This is a genomic window from Stutzerimonas decontaminans, assembly GCF_000661915.1.
Classification (GTDB): Bacteria; Pseudomonadota; Gammaproteobacteria; order Pseudomonadales; family Pseudomonadaceae; genus Stutzerimonas; species Stutzerimonas decontaminans.
The window spans coordinates 2,879,811-2,896,468 of the sequence record NZ_CP007509.1 but is presented as its reverse complement, the minus strand read 5'-3'; the positions used below and the strand labels follow the sequence as shown (position 1 = coordinate 2,896,468).

Below are 16,658 nucleotides of genomic sequence, written 5' to 3'. Positions count from 1 at the left end.
CGTAGGGTGGATGACGGCGAAGCCTTATCCACCAATGTGGCGCCAGAGCCCCAGGGGCTGGAACAAACGCGTGGAAATGGCTTCGGCGATTTCCACCCTACGCCGAAATTGCAGGAACCGAACATGAACGACACCCAAGTCAAACCCCGCCCACTCGATGGCATCACCGTGGTCAGCCTCGAGCACGCCATCGCCGCGCCGTTCTGCACGCGCCAGCTGGCCGACCTCGGCGCACGGGTGATCAAGATCGAGCGGCCCGGTGCCGGCGACTTCGCCCGCGGCTACGACGAGCGGGTCGACGGCCTGGCCTCGCATTTCGTCTGGACCAACCGCTCGAAGGAAAGCCTGAGCCTGGACGTGAAGCAGGACGCCGCTGCCCAGGTGCTCGACCAGCTCTTGGCCAAGGCCGACGTACTGGTGCAGAACCTGGCTCCGGGCGCCGCCGCGCGCATGGGGTTGTCTTTCGAGGCGCTGCATGAGCGCTTTCCGCGGCTGATCGTCTGCGACATCTCCGGCTACGGCGAGGGCGGCCCTTACGAGCAGAAGAAGGCCTATGACCTGCTGATCCAGAGCGAGGGCGGCTTTCTCTCCGTCACCGGCGGGCCGGGCGAGACCGAGATGGCCAAGGCCGGCTGCTCCATTGCCGATATCGCCGCGGGCATGTACGCCTACACCGGAGTGCTCTCGGCGCTGATGCTGCGCGACAAGACGGGCGAGGGCAGCCGTGTGGATGTGTCCATGCTCGAAAGCCTGGTCGAGTGGATGGGCTACCCGCTGTACTACGCCTACAACGGCGCGACGCCGCCGCCGCGCGCCGGTGCCGCGCACGCCACCATCTACCCCTACGGCCCGTTCCCCACCGGCGACGGCGGCACGGTGATGCTCGGGCTGCAGAACGAGCGCGAGTGGCTGGCGTTCTGCGACAAGGTGCTGCTGCAGCCGGAGCTGGCGCAGGACGAGCGCTTCTCGAGCAATGCCCGGCGTTCGGAGCATCGCACCGAATTGCGTGCGCTCATCGTCGAGGCATTCGGCCGCCTGAACGCCGAGGAGGTGATTGCCCGGCTGGATGCCGCGCCAATCGCCAATGCCCACGTCAACGACATGGCCGGCGTCTGGGCGCATCCGCAGCTCAAGGCCCGCCAGCGCTGGAGCGAGGTGGAAAGTCCGTCCGGCCGCCTGCCGGCATTGCTGCCACCGGGGCGCAACAGCGCCTTTTCCCCGCGCATGGACCCGATCCCCGCGCTGGGCCAGCACACCGATAGCCTGCTGGCCGAACTGGGCTATGCCCCCGGGGACATTCAGCGCTTGCACGAGCAGGGCGCGGTATGAGCGTGCCCAGGAGCCAGCCCATGAACTCACCGATCATCCGTAGCGCGCTGTTTGTCCCGGCGACCCGCCCGGAACGCATTCCCAAAGCACTGGCGAGCGGCGCCGACGCGGTCATCGTCGACCTCGAGGATGCGGTCGCGGAGAACCTTAAAGCAGAGGCGAGGGGCAACCTCGATGCCTTCCTGGCTGCCAACCCGGCGGCGCGCCTGCTGGTGCGCATCAACGCGCCAACCCATGCCGAGCAGGCCGCGGACCTGGCGCTCTGCGCCCGTCATGCCGGCGTCGCCGGCGTGCTGCTGCCGAAGGTCGAAAGCGCGGTGCAGGTTGCGCTGGCGGCCAGCTGCGGCAAGCCGGTCTGGCCAATCGTCGAAAGCGCCCGCGGGCTGGCCAACCTGGCGGAAATTGCCCACGCCCAGGGTGTCGAGCGGCTGTCCTTCGGCGCGCTGGACCTGGGCCTCGATCTCGGCCTGGCCAACGGCACCGCCGGCGCCGAGCGCATGCTTGACCAGGCACGCTATGCGCTGCTGTTGCAGTCGCGATTGGCCGGGCTGGCAGCACCGCTGGACAGCGTCTTTCCCGACATCAAGAACCTCGAAGGCCTCGCCCGCGCCGCTGCCGACGCGCGTGACATGGGCTTTGGCGGCCTGCTGTGCATCCACCCGAGCCAGGTGGCTGTGGTGCACGAAACCCTGATGCCCAGTGCCGCGGAACTGGACTGGGCGCAACGCATCCTCGCCGCCGGAGCCTCCGGCGATGGGGTTTTCGTGGTGGACGGACAGATGGTCGATGCCCCCGTCATCGGCCGAGCCCGTCGCCTGCTGCAACGTGCCGGGCAAGCGGTGCCCTGACCGCAACGCTTGCCTGCGAAACGTACCAATCGACAAAAACAAGAGGGTACTTCCATGCTGAGTAACAAGCTCAAGGCACTCGCCTGCGCGCTTTCTTTCTCCATCGCCGGGCTGGTGCATGCCGACCCCGTGACCATCAAATTCGCCCATGTGGTGGCGGACAACACACCGAAGGGGCAGGGCGCCCTGCTGTTCAAGAAGTTCGCCGAGGAACGCCTGCCGGGCAAGGTGAAGGTCGAGGTCTACCCGAACTCCTCGCTGTTCGGCGACGGCAAGGAAATGGAGGCCCTGCTGCTCGGTGACGTGCACATGCTGGCGCCGTCGCTGGCCAAGTTCGAGCATTACGCCAAGGCCATTCAGATCTATGACCTGCCGTTCCTGTTCGATGACCTGGCGGCTGCCGATCGTTTTCAGAGCGGCCCGCAGGGCAAGGCGCTGCTGCGCGCGATGGAGGACAAGAACATCACCGGCCTGGCCTACTGGCACAACGGCATGAAGCAGCTCTCGGCGAACAAGCCGCTGCGCGAGCCGAAGGATGCCCGCGGGCTGAAGTTCCGCGTACAGGCCTCGGCAGTGCTCGACGAGCAGTTCAAGGCGGTGCGCGCCAACCCCCGCAAGATGAGCTTCGCCGAGGTCTACCAGGGCTTGCAGACCGGCGTGGTCAATGGCACCGAGAACACCTGGTCGAACTATGAAAGCCAGAAGGTGCACGAGGTCCAGCCTTACATGACCGCCTCCGACCACGGCCTGATCGACTACATGGTGATTACCAACACCAAGTTCTGGAACGGCCTGCCGGAAGACGTGCGCGGCGAGCTGGAAACGATCATGGAAGAGGTCACCGCTGAGGTGAACCGCCAGGCCGACGACCTTAACCAGCAGGCGCGCCAGGCCATCGCCGCCTCCGGCAAGACCGAAATCATCGAACTGACCCCCGAGCAACGCGCCCAGTGGCGCGAGGCGATGCGGCCGGTATGGAAGAAGTTCGAGAACGACATCGGCGCCGAGCTGATCGAGGCGGCACAGGCAGCCAATCGCTCCTGACACCAATTCACTCGCCTGGGCGGGCCTAATGTGATCTCGCCCAGGTTCCTCTCGATCAACCATGCGACGCCCGTGCAGATGAGACGGGCCTGCTTTTTTTACCCAGACGAACGCTTATGCTGGCCGCTCGACCAACGTAAGGAGACGCCGGCATGAGTCGCTATGCCTTTGTCAGCACGCCGGTGCTGGATATCGCTTATCTCGAATGGAATCCCCGTGGCCAACAGGTCGCCGTGCTCGTGCATGGCTGGCCGGATTGCCCCGAAGGCTGGATAGCCGTCGCCGAGCGATTGGCCGCGGCTGGCTATCGCGTACTGTGCCCGACACTGCGCGGCTTCGGCCAGACGCGCTTCATCGATCCGCTGACCCCACGCAGCGGCCAGCTCGCCGCGCTGGGCCGTGACCTGCTGGATTTCATCGACGCATTGCGCCTCGACCAGCCGGTGCTGGTCGGCCATGACTGGGGCGCGCGGGCGGTGGCCAATGCCTGCGGGCTGCGCCATCACGCCGCCGCACGGCTGGTAATGCTCGCGGTGGGCTACGGCACCAATGACCCGAACCAGCACATCTCGCTCAGCCAGGCCCGCAACTACTGGTACCACTGGTACATGGCCACCCCGCGCGGCGAGCAGACGGTAGTTGAGGATCGCGCGGCCTTCACGCGGCTGCTGTGGGATACCTGGTCACCGGCCGGCTGGTACGCCGAGGCTGATTTAATCCAGGCGCTGGAGGCGTTCGACAACCCGGACTGGGCCGCCGTGGTACTGCATTCCTATCGCCACCGTTGGGGTTTCGTCGACGGCGATCCTGCCTATGCATCGGACGAGGCGCTGCTGCAACCGGCCCCGGTGCTCGCCGTGCCGACGCTGGTGCTGCACGGCGAGGCCGATACCTGCAACGCACCGGAAACCTCGGCCGGGCGCGAGGCCTTGTTCAGCGGCCCATACCACCGACAGCTATTGCCAGGCGTCGGCCATTTCCCCCAGCGCGAGGCGCCGCAGGCAGTAGCCGAGGCGATTCTGCAGTTCTGTCAGGGGGACTGAGCCCGTTGCTACATGCTGCGGGCGGCGAGACCTAACTGTTTTCCGGCCTGCAGTGGTTGGTTTTTCTAGGGCTCTGCTAGGCCTGCCGCTTGTGCTTGCCAGTTTTTTTCTGCGGCTCTAAACGGCATGGAATCTCGAAGCCTTATCGAGACGGCAATGGTGGAGCGTGTGCGGAAGATCGCAGGCGAGGCAAGGTTTGATGACATCAATTTCATGCTTCCCGGAGCTGGTGTATAAACACCGGCGTCCCTGAGAGGCCCGAGCTAGAGGCTCGGAGAGAAAGGCGAACGGAATTTTATACACCAAGCCCGTTCGGCGTCTTATACACCACTTGGTGTCTAATTATAGTTAGGTGCAGTTTCAAAAATCACGGAACCATCATGGCATTTGACATGTATTACGGTAGCGAGAAAGCATGCATAGAAACGCATGAAGAGTCGCTATTCGTTCCTGTTAACGAAAATCCGAATTCCCATGCCTCGGCTGGCTCTTGGCAGAACTCTATAACTATCCCAGGATTCCGCCAGAAAAATCGAACATTATTGTTCATGAGCTTATTGCGTTGCGCGAGGAAGTTCTTGGAACTGAGCTAAGTTATGTAACAAGAACAATTGACAGAGTTATGCCTTTCTTCAGCAAAGCATACATACTCAAAGCGGAGATAAAGTGCGTAAGCGATTGAGGCTTGTGCCATGCATCTAACCAGTGGTTCAAATCGCTCGCTCCGCTCACTGGGACGGGCTAAAGCCCGCCCCTTAACCAAACTTTAGGCTACCCCACAAGGAACAATAATGTCCGCACCAGAAAGTTTTGAATTGCACCTAGTAAAATCAAAAGAAGACAGCGACATTTTCAGCCCAGAATATCAAAGAGAACTGGGCAGATTCTCCAGGGGCGCACATGCAACTAGCCAGCGCTGCTTCGCCATGGATAGTGCAGTCGGCGGTGGTGGCCCACTTGGCGAGTTTATTTTTAACAACGCAGCAGCATTAATTACCGCTTACAACCGTTGCATGCGTATGGATAAAGGCACGGAACGGAAGAAAAATTCGCATAAAAATTAAAGACATTGAAGTTGAAGCAAGCACAAGCGACGAAATAAAAGAGGCAGTAGAGCAAATTAAAGCACTTCAGAAAAAGCCCTGAGGTACTAGTAATGATGCAGAGAAAGCCTAACAATTGGTTCAAATCGTTCGCTTCGCTCATTGGGACGGGCTAAAGCCCGCCCTTTAACCAAGCGTTAGGTGCTAGGAATAAATTTGAAAGCAATATACTTTGTATTTTTCTTCTTCATTTCAGCAGCAGCCTTTGCCACTGAAGAAAATGATGATCCCTGCAATGCCCAAGGCGGAGGCGTTACCGCAGGATATATGTGCGTGGCACAAAAATACAAACTCGCCGACGAGAAATTGAATGCAGAATACAAAAAAGCCATCAAAAGAACTGAAGAAGAAGAAACTGCATTACGCCAGAACTGGCCACACGCCGAACTGGTTAGCTTGTTTCGTTCTTCTCAAAGGGCGTGGCTTAAATTCAGAGATGCCGAGTGTGAGTTCATAGGAATATCGTCAACCCCATCTCCTTGGCAGGGCGTCCAAGTGGAAGAGTGCAAATTAAGAATGACTATTGAACGAGCAGAGTATTTTAAGAGTGTTTACTCAGGCTAACGCACCTGACAAAAGGTTCAAGCCGTTCGCTTCGCTCACTAGGACGGGCTAAAGCCCGCCCCTCAACGAAACGTTAGGCAAGAGGCAGTCTTTTAAATTTTCAATATAGTAAGGAAGCTATGTCTAGAATATTATTTATATTACTGCTCGCCATCAGTTGTTCTACTTTTGCCGGAGCTCCCCCGCCAGGAGCGAAAATTGGCTTCGGTAGAGAAACATTTAACCAAGAGGAAGTTGTTTTCTTAATAGGTGCGATTATAGTTTTCGCTGTAATTGTTTTTTTTATGGAGTCCGCTTGGGGAAACCAGGATGAAAACGAAAGAAGTGACCGCCCTTAGTCATGTATAACAACAGCTTCAAATGTTCGCTTCGCTCACTGGGACGTGCTAAAGCCCGCCCTTAACCAAGTTAGGGAAAGACTAATTGCACCACATAATCCTTATCCTGTTTCTCGTGATGCCTCTCAGCACCATGTCCGCTGAAAAACGCTGCGGTTGGTTAGAAAACCCCACGCCAGCAAACCTATGGCTAATCGACAACGATTCAGAATGGACGCTATCGGTACAAGGCAGAGGGTTTATCAACGAAAAGTCAATGGCTAACATGCCATTTATTGACCAAAAAGAATTTGTCCGTACAAATGGAAACTACGGCTTTTCATGCGTATGTCTAAATGTTAAAACCAACAAAGAAAAATCAGAAATATTAGAAATTTACGGCGGAGAACAACTGCTACTAAAGAAATGCTTAGAAGATCCAAATATCTACAGCAAGATACCCTTGCGGTGATCTCCCCTAACAACTGATTCAAACCGTAATTGTTATCATCGGCCTTGCTCTGCTCCAAGACTCGCCGCTCCGGCCATCTCGCTTCATAACAACACTAAACCATCACCTCATTGTTCAATCCTGTCGTAAGGGGCGGCCTTGCGTTGTGCCAGTTACGGCCGAAGCACCGCTCATGGCACCACACTGTCCAACAGGCGCTCCGCACGCGGTCAAACACCGACTTCCTGCATCCACTTCGGTCTCGGATAACGGCGATCGGCCTTGCCGGCCTTGAGTACCGCGCCCGGCACGTCGTGGCCGACCAGTTGGGGCAGGTCGGCGGCGCATTGCAGCAGACGGTCGAGATCGACGCCGGTGTTCAGGCCCATGCGCTGGAACATGTGCACGAGATCTTCGGTGCAGATATTGCCGCTGGCACCCGGCGCGTACGGGCAGCCGCCGAGTCCGCCGAGGGAGGCATCGAAGCGGTCGATGCCGGCGTTCAGCGCAGCCAGCGCGTTGGCCAGGCCCATGCCGCGGGTGTTGTGGAAGTGTGCGGTGAATACTGCCTGCGGCCAGCTGTTCAGCACTTCGCGGCAGATGCGCTCGACCTGCGCCGGGTCGGCCATGCCGGTGGTGTCGCAGAGGGTGATGCCCTGCACGCCGATCTCCAGCAGGCGCTGCACCAGCTCATAGATGCGCCGCTCGGGCACGTTGCCCTCAAACGGGCAGCCGAAAGTGGTCGATAGCGAGGCGTTGATAAACACGCCACTGCCGCGAGTGACTTCGATGATTTCGCGGAACTGCACCAGTGACTGTTCGGGTGTCATGCGCAGGTTGGCCAGGCCGTGGGTGTCGCTGGCCGACATCACCAGGTTGATCTCGTCCACCTCGCAGGCCAGCGCGCGCTCGCAGCCCTTCACGTTGGGCACCAGCACGGTGTACTCGACGCCCTCCGCACGGCGGATGCCGCGCATCACGTCTTCGGCGTCGCGCAGGTTGGGGATGGCCTTGGGCGAGGTGAGGGAGGTGACCTCGATCTTCGCCAGCCCGGTTTGCGAGAGGCGGTCGATCAGAGCGATCTTGGCTTCGGTCGGCACGAAGTTCGCTTCGATCTGGAAGCCGTCGCGGGTGGCGACTTCCTGGATATATAGGCGTTTGCTCATGGGGGAGTCCTGGAGTTTCGTAGGGTGGATGACGCTTCATCCATCCACCTTTTCGGTTGCCTCGGAGGTGGACAAGCTTCGCGTTGTCCACCCTACGTATGGGCGTAGGGTGGATGACGCTCCACCCATCCACCGTTGCGGAGATGGTGGGTGAATGAAGCATCATCCCCCGACGCACTGTTCAGATGATCCCGCGCTCGCGCAGGCCCTGGCGTTGTTCATCGGTGAGGCCAAGGCCGGCCAGCACGTCGTCGGTGTGCTCGCCCAGTTGCGGGCCGCCTTCGCCGATGCGCCCCGGCGTGCGCGATAGCTTGGGCAGCACGCCCGGCACCTTGAGCGGGCCGGCAAAGGTCTGCACTTGCTCGATCATCTGCCGCGCCAGGTAGTGTGGGTCCTTGACGATATCGGCTGCGGTGTAGGGATAGCCGGCCGGCACGCGGGCGCCCTTGAGTGCTTCGATCACCTCGTCGCGGCTGTGCTGGATGGTCCATTCGCCGATGGCGGCATCGATCAGCTCGGCGTGCTGGGCGCGGCCGTCGTTGTGGGCGAAGCGCGGATCATCGGCAAGGTCCTGGCGGCCCATCAGGGTCATTAGGCGCTTGTAGATGCTGTCGCCATTGCCGGCGATCAGCACATAGGCGCCGTCGTTGCACAAATAGGAATTGGACGGCGTGATGCCGGGCAGGGCGCTGCCAGCCGGCTCGCGTACGTAGCCGAAGGCGTCGTATTCGGGCACCAGGCTTTCCATCATGGCGAACACCGACTCGTACAGCGCCACGTCGATCTCCTGGCCCTGGCCCTGGCCGCTGCGGTTGCGTTCCTGCAGGGCGAGCAATACGCCGATCACCCCATACAGCGAGGACAGCGAATCGCCGATGCTGACGCCGACCCGCACCGGCGGCTGGCCGGGATAGCCGGAGAGGTGGCGCAGGCCACCCATCGCTTCGCCGATCACGCCGAAGCCCGGCAGGTCGCGATAGGGGCCGGTCTGTCCGTAGCCGGAAATGCGCAGCATGATCAGCCGAGGGTTCAGCTTCGACAGCTCATCCCAACCCAGGCCCCATTCTTCCAGCGTGCCAGGGCGGAAGTTCTCCACCAGGATGTCGGCTTCGGCCACCAGCTGGCGGACGATTTCCTGGCCTTCCGCGGCCTTGAGATCCAACGTCACCGAGCGCTTGTTGCGCGACTGCACATGCCACCAGAGCGAGGTGCCGTCCTTTAGCTTGCGCCACTTGCGCAACGGGTCGCCGACCCTGGGCGGCTCGATCTTGATCACGTCGGCGCCGAATTCACCGAGCAGCTTGCTGGCGAAAGGGCCGGCGATCAGCTGGCCCATCTCGATCACTTTGAGGCCCTGCAGCGGCAGGTTCTTGTCTGTCTGTTCGCTCATCACGACACCTGTGCCGGTTGATTCTTGGTGCCGAGCATGACCGACGCATCGGCAGCGGACAATTGGCCGTTGGCCAAGTGAGGTTTCGCGCTTCACGAAGGCTAAGACGAAAGAAGCTTTGAAAAGCACGGATTGAGCAGCGCATGCTTCGTCTACCGCGAATACGGGAATCCACTATGCGCCGCATCGATTTCGTCACCCTTCGGCTGTTCGTCGCCATCGCCGAGACCCGCAGCCTGACCCGCGCCGCCGAGCGCGAGCATCTGGCGCTGGCGGCGGTGAGCAAGCGCGTCAGCGATCTGGAAGGGCAGCTTGGCGTCAGCCTGCTCTATCGCCAACCCAAGGGCGTCGAGCTGACGCCGGCCGGCCACGCGCTGCTGCACCACGCGCGCAACCTGCTGGATAACCTGCAACAGCTGGACGCCGACTTGAGCGAGTTCAGCGAGGGCGTGAAGGGCCATGTGCGCATTCACGCCAATACCTCGGCGGTCATCGAATTTCTCCCCGAGGACCTGAGTACCTTCACCCGTCAGCACCCGGAAGTGAAGATCGACCTGGAGGAGCGTGTCAGCAGCGACACCCTGCGCGCACTGCGCGAGGGGCTGACCGATATCGGCATTTTCGCCGGGCATATGCCGGCCGAGGACCTGCAGGTGTTTCCCTACCGCGAGGATCGGCTGGTGCTGGTAACGCCGCGCGAGCATGTGCTGGCCGGCCGCGAATGCATTGCACTGCGCGAGGCGGCAGGCTTCGACTTTATCGGCCTGCAGCACGACGCCTCGCTGCACGCGCTGCTGCAGCAATCGGCGCAACAGATGGGTACGCCGCTGCGTCTGCGCATCCAGGTGCGCAGCTTCGAGGCGATCTGTCGGATGATCCATACCGGCATGGGCATCGGCGTGCTGCCCGAGCAGGTGGTACGCAACTACCTCCCGGCGCTGGACGTAGCCATCGTGCCGCTGAGCGATGCCTGGGCACGACGCGAGCTGAAGCTCGGCGTGCGCAATCTGGAAAGCCTGTCGATGACTGCGCGGCAGATGCTCGAGCACCTCACTGCTCGCGAAGGCAATGGCTGAAGAAGCGCGTCGGGCCTGGTGATTGCGCTGCTGCCTTCGCCAAACGCGAAGTCGCGCTTTGCCAAATAGCAATTCAGCGCGTGGCGGTGCCGGGGTAGAGTCCGGCCAGCGATATGGCTCACACAACTACAAAACGGAGCTCACCCCATGGCACGACTTTCCCGTGGCATTACCCGTCTGCTCGCCGCTTCGGCGCTGTTTACCGTACTTGGCGCCCAGGCCGATCCGATCCTGATCAAGTTCTCCCATATCACCGCCGACAGCACGCCAAAGGGCCAGGGCGCGCTGATGTTCAAGAAGCTCGTCGAGGAGCGCCTGCCCGGCCAGGTAGAAGTGCAGGTGTTCGCCAACTCCTCGCTGTACGGCGACGGCAAGGAGATGGAAGCGCTGCTGATGAACGAGGTGCAGCTGCTGGCGCCGGCGCCGTCGAAGCTGGAGCAGTACACCAAGCAGCTGCAACTGTTCGACCTGATGTTCCTGTTCGACGACATGCCTGCCGCGCAACGCTTCCAGCAGTCGGACAAGGGCCGCGCCATGCTCAAATCCATGGAGGACAAGGGCATCACCGGCCTGGCCTACTGGCTCAACGGCATGCGCCATTTCACCGCCAACAAGCCGCTGCGCGAGCCGGGCGACGCCCGCGGGCTGAAATTCCGCGTGCAGCCGTCGGACCTGCAGGCCGCCCAGTACACCGCGCTGCGGGCGGTGCCGCGCAAGATGGCCTTCGCCGAGATCTACCAGGGCCTGCAAACCGGGGTGGTCAATGCTCAGGACAATCCCTGGTCGAACATCTACAGCCAGAAGTACCACGAGGTGCAGAAGTACATCACCGAGTCCGGTCACGGCATCGGCAACTACCTGTTGATCACCAACACCAAGTTCTGGAACGGCCTGCCGGCAGAGGTGCGCAGCGAGCTGGAAGCAATCATCGATGAGGTCACCGCAGAGGTGAATCGCCAGGCCGAAGCGCTGAACGAGAAGGCCAAGCAGGGCGTGATCGATTCGGGCAAGAGCGAGATTCTGGTGCTGACCGGCGAGCAGCGCGCCAAGTGGCGCGAAGCGGTGCAGCCGGCCTGGAAGAAGTTCGAAGCCGATATCGGCAAGGATCTGATCGAGGCCGCGCGTGCAGCCAACTCGGCGCCCTGAGGCAAGCCCGCCAATGGTCTGTTAGACCAATGTGCAGTTTCGGCAGCAGCGCGAGCTGCACAGAATGGCGGCGTCTATCTGCGTGATCGGACAAGTGTGTATTCCAACCGGATGGTTGAACGAGCGGCCCTTGAGGCCGCTTTTTTTTTGCCTGCAATCGCGCCCTGTCACGCAGCCGCCGAAGCACTTTGATACGCCCGGCCTGTTTTCGCGGCTGTGCCAGGCACGTCATGCCACTACACGCGGTCTATGCTTGAGCAAGCTGATATCGCCATGAACGGCGTGTTTGGCTGTATTGCTTCGTCTGACAGGCGCTGGGTTGGTCATTGGGTTCGCCTGCTGGACAGGGTTCTGCATACCAACAAGACAGGCGAGGAACTGCCATGAGTGCTGCGTCAGTTTACCCAGTGCGTCCCGAAGTGGCCGCTCAGTCGTTGACCAATGAAGCCAGTTACAAGGCCATGTATCAGCAGTCGGTGATCAACCCTGAAGGGTTCTGGCGTGAGCAGGCGGCACGGCTGGACTGGATTCAACCCTTCACGGAGGTCAAGCGCACCTCATTCGATGACCATCATGTCGACATCAAATGGTTTGCCGACGGCACGCTGAATGTCTCGGCCAATTGCCTGGATCGGCACCTGGCTGAACGCGGCGATCAGCTGGCGATTATCTGGGAGGGTGATGAGCCGTCCGAGCATCGCGAAATCACCTATCGCGAGCTGTACCAGGAGGTCTGCAAGTTCGCCAATGCGCTGCGCGGCCAGGATGTGCACCGTGGCGACGTGGTGACCATCTATATGCCGATGATTCCGGAAGCCGCGGTGGCGATGCTCGCCTGCGTGCGCATTGGCGCGATCCACTCGGTGGTGTTCGGTGGCTTCTCTCCGGAAGCGTTGGCCGGACGCATCATCGATGGCCAGTCGAAGATCGTGATCACCGCCGACGAAGGCATCCGCGGCGGCAAAACCGTACCGCTCAAGGAGAACGTCGACGAGGCGCTGACGCACCCGCAGACCAGCTGTGTGCAGAAGATCATCGTCGTGCGTCGAACGGGCGCAGACATTCGTTGGCATTCACATCGCGACATCTGCTACGACGACCTGATGCGGGTTGCCGGAGAGGTCTGTGCACCGAAGGAGATGGGCGCCGAGGAGCCACTGTTCATCCTCTATACCTCCGGCTCTACCGGTAAACCGAAGGGCGTTTTGCATACCTGCGGCGGCTACCTGCTCTATGCGGCGCTGACCCACGAGCGGGTCTTCGATTACCGGCCCGGAGACGTCTACTGGTGCACCGCTGATATCGGCTGGATTACCGGGCACAGCTACCTGATCTACGGCCCGTTGGCCAACGGCGCGACAACGCTGATGTACGAGGGTGTGCCGAACCATCCGGACGTAACCCGCGTTGCGCGAATCATCGATAAGCACAAGGTGAACATCCTCTACACGGCACCCACGGCGATCCGCGCGATGATGGCTGAGGGGGCGGCGGCGGTTGAAGGCGCCGATGGCTCCAGCCTGCGCTTGCTCGGGACCGTCGGCGAGCCAATCAACCCCGAGGCGTGGCATTGGTATTACGAAACGGTAGGGCAGTCGCGTTGCCCGATCGTCGATACCTGGTGGCAGACCGAGACCGGCGGCATCCTCATCAGCCCGTTGCCGGGAGCAACAGCGCTCAAGCCGGGCTCCGCTACGCGGCCGCTGTTCGGCGTAGTGCCTGGGCTGGTAGACAACCTTGGCAATCTGCTCGAAGGTCCGGCCGAGGGCAATCTGGTGATTCTCGATTCCTGGCCTGGGCAGATGCGCACCATCTACAAAGACCACGATCGCTTCGTCGACACCTATTTCAAGACTTTCCGCGGCATGTACTTCACCGGCGACGGCGCGCGCCGGGACGAGGACGGCTACTACTGGATCACCGGTAGGGTGGACGACGTACTAAACGTCTCCGGACACCGCATGGGCACCGCCGAGATCGAGAGCGCCATGGTTGCCCATGCCAAGGTAGCCGAGGCCGCCGCGGTGGGTGTGCCGCACGCGCTGAAGGGGCAGGCGATCTACGTTTACGTGACCCTGGTCGCCGGAGTGGAGCCGAGCGACGCGCTGCGCCAGGAGCTGCAGCAGTGGGTGCGGCACGAGATAGGTCCGATCGCGGTACCGGACACCATCCAGTGGGCACCGGGGCTGCCGAAGACGCGCTCGGGCAAGATCATGCGCCGCCTGCTGCGCAAGATCGCCACGGACGACTATGACGCACTGGGCGATACCTCGACCCTGGCCGACCCTGGCGTGGTCGATCAGCTGATCGAGGCCCATGAAGCGGTGAAACAGCGCTGAAATGGAGGGCGCCCGGCGAGGGCGCATCCAGCATGCGGCCCATGCCAGATGGCAATGGTTTGCCTCTGGGGCTACCAGGCTCCCGCAACCTGACCGGGCCGCCGTGCCAGCCTCATTCGCGGACCAGGCCGTTCCCCACAATCAACCGGGCAAAACGCTTAGACGCCGGCAGGTGGGCTTTTCAGGTCGTCGTTACCGGTGACCGTGGTGCCGTTGGTGGCGGCCGCCGCATTGGCTCGCAACTGCTCCTCGTTCGCGGCGTATCGCTCGAAGGGCATCTGGTGCGAGCGCCCTTCGGCCATGCCGGCCTGTTCGTTGACTTCATTGAACACGCGCTTGGCTTCGCAATGACCGGTCACGCCGCGGGCTACGGCCATGCCGCCGATGCCGAGCTGCAGCAGGCCGCCGAGGCCGCCGCGGCGCAAGCCCTTGGCAAGAAAATAGAGGCCGCCGGCCAGGGACATCGCGCGTTCCCAGCCGTGGACGTTCTGTTCGAGGTGCTTGGAAGAATTGTTCATGGGTGGCTCCGACGAAGACATTCTTAATGAATGACTGTCGCCGGCGCCGGCTGTTCGGCACCGTAGGTCGGCGGGCGTGGGCCCATCAGGCCATGTCGAATACCTTGAGCACGAAGGCATACTCTAGCGCCACGTCCTTGAGCGCCTGGTAGCGACCGCTCATGCCACCGTGCCCCGCGCCGAACTCGGTCTTGAGCAGCAGCAGATTGTCGTCGGTGCGGGTGGCGCGCAGCTTGGCGACCCATTTGGCCGCTTCCCAATACTGCACTCGGCTGTCGTTGTAGCCGGCCACCGCGAGCAGCGCAGGGTAGGCCTGGGCGCGGACGTTTTCATAGGGCGCGTAGGCCTTGATCCGCTCATGAACTTCGGGCTGGTTCGGGTCGCCCCACTCGTCGTACTCGGTCACGGTCAGCGGCAGGTCGGCGTTGAGCATGGTGTTCAGCACATCGACGAAGGGCACCTCGGCGACGGCCGCACCAAACAGCTCTGGGCGCATGTTCAGCACCGCGCCGATCAGCAGACCGCCGGCACTGCCGCCGCTGATGGCCAGGCGCGCCGAGGTGGTGTAGCCGTCGGCCAGCAGTTGTTCGGCGCAGGCAATGAAGTCGCTGAAGGTGTTCGGCTTCTGCTCCAGCTTGCCGGCACGGTACCAGGCCTCGCCGAGATCGCCGCCGCCGCGTACATGGGCGATGGCGAAGACGAAACCGCGGTCGAGCAGCGACAGGCGCGCATGGGAGAACCACGGATCGAGGCTGTGCCCATAGGCGCCGTAACCGTAGAGATAGAGCGGAGCCGGCTTGCCGAAGCTGTCACGCCGGCCGACCAGGCTGATGGGGATCTGCGTGCCGTCCTGGGCCGTCGCCCAGATGCGTCGACTTTCATAGGCGTCCGCATCGAAAGGGCCTTCCACCGGCGTTTCCTTGAGCACTTCCTGCGTGCCGTCGGCCAGCGTCAGCTGACGGACTTGCGCGGGGCGGTTGAGCGCCTCATAGCGCAGGCGGATCACCGTGCTGGTGAATTCCAGCGAATTCTGTACATGCAGGCTGTAGGCCGCATCGGGCAACTGCAGACGATAGGCCTGCACGCCCTGCGGCCGCACCTCGATCACCGGCAGGCCGCTTTCGCGCAGGGTCAAAGTAATCGCCTCGGCGTTCAAGCTGACATCTTCCAGCATCACCGCTTCGTCATGCGGGACCAGTTCCTGCCAGTGCTCGCGGCCCGGCTGGGACTCGCTGGCGTGATAGAGGGCAAAGTTGATGCCCGCCTGATTGCTGCGGATCAGCCAGCGCCATTGGCCTTCGTGAAGGCCATGGTCGGGAAAGTACTCATGGTCTTCCTGGCGCGGCGCCAGGCACGTCCATTGACCTTCCGGCTCGTCCGCCGATAGCACCCAGGCTTCGCTGGTGGTCTTGCTGTGGGAGAGGATGACCAGCTGACGCTCGGAGCTGGCGCGGTAGCAGTGCACGAAGAAGCGTCCATCCGGGTCGTGATAGACCTCGCTGCTGCCGGCCTCTCCGAGGCGATGGCGGTAGATCTTGTGCGGGCGGTGGGTTTCGTCCAGTTCACCGTAGAACAGCGTCTGGCTGTCGTTGGCCCAGGTCATGCTGCCGTCGCAGTCATCGAAGGGCAGGGCGGTCACGTCGCCGCTGGCGAGGTCCTTGACGAACAGTCGGTAGATCTCGTCGCCTTCGCGGTCGAGGCTGTAGGCCAGCTTGCTGTGGTCCTGGCTGATGCTGAAGGCGCCGAGCGAAAGGAAACCGCCGCCGGCCAGTTCGTTGGGGTCGAGCAGCAGCTGTTCGGCGTTCTCATCTACGGTGAGCGAACCATCCAGCGGCCGCGGGCAGCGATAGTGCCGCGGGTATTCGTCGCCAGCGGTGGTGCGCTGGTAATACAGCCATGGCCCCCAGGGCGAGGGCAGAGACAGATCGGTTTCGCGGATGCGGCTCTTTATTTCCTGAAACAGCGTCTCGCGCACTTCGGCCTGGTCGGCGAGCTGTTCCTCGATGTATGCGTTCTCTGCCTTGAGGTACGCCAGCACATCATCGGCGTCGCGATTCTCCAGCCAGCGATAGGGATCGGTGCCGGTGTCGGCGCGGGCGATGGGGGCTTGGGACATGCAGTAACTCCGGATTCGTTTCGCGGCCTGGAAGGCCGGTGATGGCATAGAGCGAGATGCGCCAGTGTACCTGCTCGGCTAGGTCTAGGATTGACTCGGTGGGTACGGTGCGGTTTCAGCCGTTCGGTCAGCCCGAGGTGGCGATCATCGATGCAGTGAATGCGCCAGGATGGCTGCTGTCGATGATGACCCGTTAGTCGTGAAACGT

General features: G+C 61.7%; 14 protein-coding genes. 10 read left to right on the top strand and 4 right to left on the bottom strand.

What is annotated here, in order from left to right; all coding sequences use genetic code 11:
- Window positions 1-123: 123 nt before the first annotated feature.
- The 7 genes from UIB01_RS13210 (at window position 124) to UIB01_RS22815 (ending at window position 6,720) form a co-directional block, all read left to right on the top strand.
- A complete protein-coding gene (locus UIB01_RS13210; protein ID WP_038661249.1) occupies window positions 124-1,329 on the top strand; it encodes a CaiB/BaiF CoA transferase family protein in 1,206 nt (401 codons plus the stop codon).
- Between the two features lie 20 nt (window positions 1,330-1,349).
- A complete protein-coding gene (locus tag UIB01_RS13205; RefSeq protein WP_038661246.1) occupies window positions 1,350-2,177 on the top strand; it encodes an HpcH/HpaI aldolase/citrate lyase family protein in 828 nt (275 codons plus the stop codon).
- Window positions 2,178-2,231: 54 nt separating this feature from the next.
- Window positions 2,232-3,221 (top strand): TRAP transporter substrate-binding protein, encoded by a 990-nt coding sequence (locus UIB01_RS13200; RefSeq protein ID WP_038661243.1) that lies wholly within the window; start codon window positions 2,232-2,234, stop codon window positions 3,219-3,221.
- Between the two features lie 152 nt (window positions 3,222-3,373).
- A complete protein-coding gene (locus tag UIB01_RS13195) occupies window positions 3,374-4,264 on the top strand; it encodes an alpha/beta fold hydrolase (protein ID WP_038661240.1) in 891 nt (296 codons plus the stop codon).
- A gap of 791 nt (window positions 4,265-5,055) precedes the next feature.
- Entirely contained in the window at window positions 5,056-5,328 is a 273-nt protein-coding gene (locus tag UIB01_RS23090; protein WP_146031073.1) for a hypothetical protein, read from the top strand.
- 195 nt (window positions 5,329-5,523) lie between these two features.
- A complete protein-coding gene (locus tag UIB01_RS22820; protein ID WP_080695087.1) occupies window positions 5,524-5,931 on the top strand; it encodes a lysozyme inhibitor LprI family protein in 408 nt (135 codons plus the stop codon).
- A gap of 423 nt (window positions 5,932-6,354) precedes the next feature.
- Complete coding sequence (locus tag UIB01_RS22815) at window positions 6,355-6,720, top strand: DUF4087 domain-containing protein (RefSeq protein WP_102857231.1); 366 nt, start codon at window positions 6,355-6,357, stop codon at window positions 6,718-6,720.
- A 209-nt stretch (window positions 6,721-6,929) separates the two neighbouring features.
- On the opposite strand, the gene UIB01_RS13190 is transcribed toward UIB01_RS22815, so the two are convergent.
- Window positions 6,930-7,865 carry a hydroxymethylglutaryl-CoA lyase gene (locus tag UIB01_RS13190; RefSeq protein WP_038661237.1) on the bottom strand — a complete coding sequence of 312 codons (936 nt, stop codon included), beginning with the start codon at window positions 7,863-7,865 and terminating at the stop codon, window positions 6,930-6,932.
- Between the two features lie 181 nt (window positions 7,866-8,046).
- Window positions 8,047-9,255 carry a CaiB/BaiF CoA transferase family protein gene (locus UIB01_RS13185; RefSeq protein ID WP_038661235.1) on the bottom strand — a complete coding sequence of 403 codons (1,209 nt, stop codon included), beginning with the start codon at window positions 9,253-9,255 and terminating at the stop codon, window positions 8,047-8,049.
- Between the two features lie 176 nt (window positions 9,256-9,431).
- Here UIB01_RS13185 and UIB01_RS13180 point away from each other — a divergent pair, with 176 nt between their 5' ends.
- The 3 genes from UIB01_RS13180 (at window position 9,432) to acs (ending at window position 13,816) form a co-directional block, all read left to right on the top strand.
- Window positions 9,432-10,331 (top strand): LysR family transcriptional regulator, encoded by a 900-nt coding sequence (locus UIB01_RS13180; RefSeq protein ID WP_038661232.1) that lies wholly within the window; start codon window positions 9,432-9,434, stop codon window positions 10,329-10,331.
- Window positions 10,332-10,478: 147 nt separating this feature from the next.
- The gene (locus UIB01_RS13175; protein WP_038661229.1) at window positions 10,479-11,477 is read left to right on the top strand and encodes a TRAP transporter substrate-binding protein; all 999 of its coding nucleotides are present in this window, start codon (window positions 10,479-10,481) and stop codon (window positions 11,475-11,477) included.
- Window positions 11,478-11,860: 383 nt separating this feature from the next.
- On the top strand, window positions 11,861-13,816 hold the full coding sequence (gene acs, locus UIB01_RS13170; RefSeq protein ID WP_038661227.1) for an acetate--CoA ligase: 1,956 nt from the start codon (window positions 11,861-11,863) through the stop codon (window positions 13,814-13,816).
- 158 nt (window positions 13,817-13,974) lie between these two features.
- Here acs and UIB01_RS13165 read toward each other — a convergent pair whose 3' ends face one another.
- Both UIB01_RS13165 and UIB01_RS13160 read right to left on the bottom strand, forming a co-directional pair.
- Window positions 13,975-14,334, bottom strand: a complete 360-nt coding sequence (locus UIB01_RS13165) for a YgaP-like transmembrane domain (protein ID WP_015277427.1) — start codon at window positions 14,332-14,334, stop codon at window positions 13,975-13,977.
- Window positions 14,335-14,419: 85 nt separating this feature from the next.
- Window positions 14,420-16,450: a S9 family peptidase gene (locus UIB01_RS13160; RefSeq protein ID WP_038661224.1), complete on the bottom strand. Its 2,031-nt coding sequence runs from the start codon at window positions 16,448-16,450 to the stop codon at window positions 14,420-14,422.
- Window positions 16,451-16,658 lie beyond the last annotated feature (208 nt).

What these genes read in the sequence shown, in the direction of transcription:
- UIB01_RS13210 (WP_038661249.1), top strand. Translation starts at nt 124, where the DNA reads ATGAACGACACCCAAGTCAAACCCCGCCCACTCGATGGCATCACCGTG.
- UIB01_RS13205 (WP_038661246.1), top strand. Translation starts at nt 1,350, where the DNA reads ATGAACTCACCGATCATCCGTAGCGCGCTGTTTGTCCCGGCGACCCGC.
- UIB01_RS13200 (WP_038661243.1), top strand. Translation starts at nt 2,232, where the DNA reads ATGCTGAGTAACAAGCTCAAGGCACTCGCCTGCGCGCTTTCTTTCTCC.
- UIB01_RS13195 (WP_038661240.1), top strand. Translation starts at nt 3,374, where the DNA reads ATGAGTCGCTATGCCTTTGTCAGCACGCCGGTGCTGGATATCGCTTAT.
- UIB01_RS23090 (WP_146031073.1), top strand. Translation starts at nt 5,056, where the DNA reads ATGTCCGCACCAGAAAGTTTTGAATTGCACCTAGTAAAATCAAAAGAA.
- UIB01_RS13190 (WP_038661237.1), bottom strand. Translation starts at nt 7,865, where the DNA reads ATGAGCAAACGCCTATATATCCAGGAAGTCGCCACCCGCGACGGCTTC.
- UIB01_RS13185 (WP_038661235.1), bottom strand. Translation starts at nt 9,255, where the DNA reads ATGAGCGAACAGACAGACAAGAACCTGCCGCTGCAGGGCCTCAAAGTG.
- UIB01_RS13180 (WP_038661232.1), top strand. Translation starts at nt 9,432, where the DNA reads ATGCGCCGCATCGATTTCGTCACCCTTCGGCTGTTCGTCGCCATCGCC.
- UIB01_RS13175 (WP_038661229.1), top strand. Translation starts at nt 10,479, where the DNA reads ATGGCACGACTTTCCCGTGGCATTACCCGTCTGCTCGCCGCTTCGGCG.
- acs (WP_038661227.1), top strand. Translation starts at nt 11,861, where the DNA reads ATGAGTGCTGCGTCAGTTTACCCAGTGCGTCCCGAAGTGGCCGCTCAG.
- UIB01_RS13165 (WP_015277427.1), bottom strand. Translation starts at nt 14,334, where the DNA reads ATGAACAATTCTTCCAAGCACCTCGAACAGAACGTCCACGGCTGGGAA.
- UIB01_RS13160 (WP_038661224.1), bottom strand. Translation starts at nt 16,450, where the DNA reads ATGTCCCAAGCCCCCATCGCCCGCGCCGACACCGGCACCGATCCCTAT.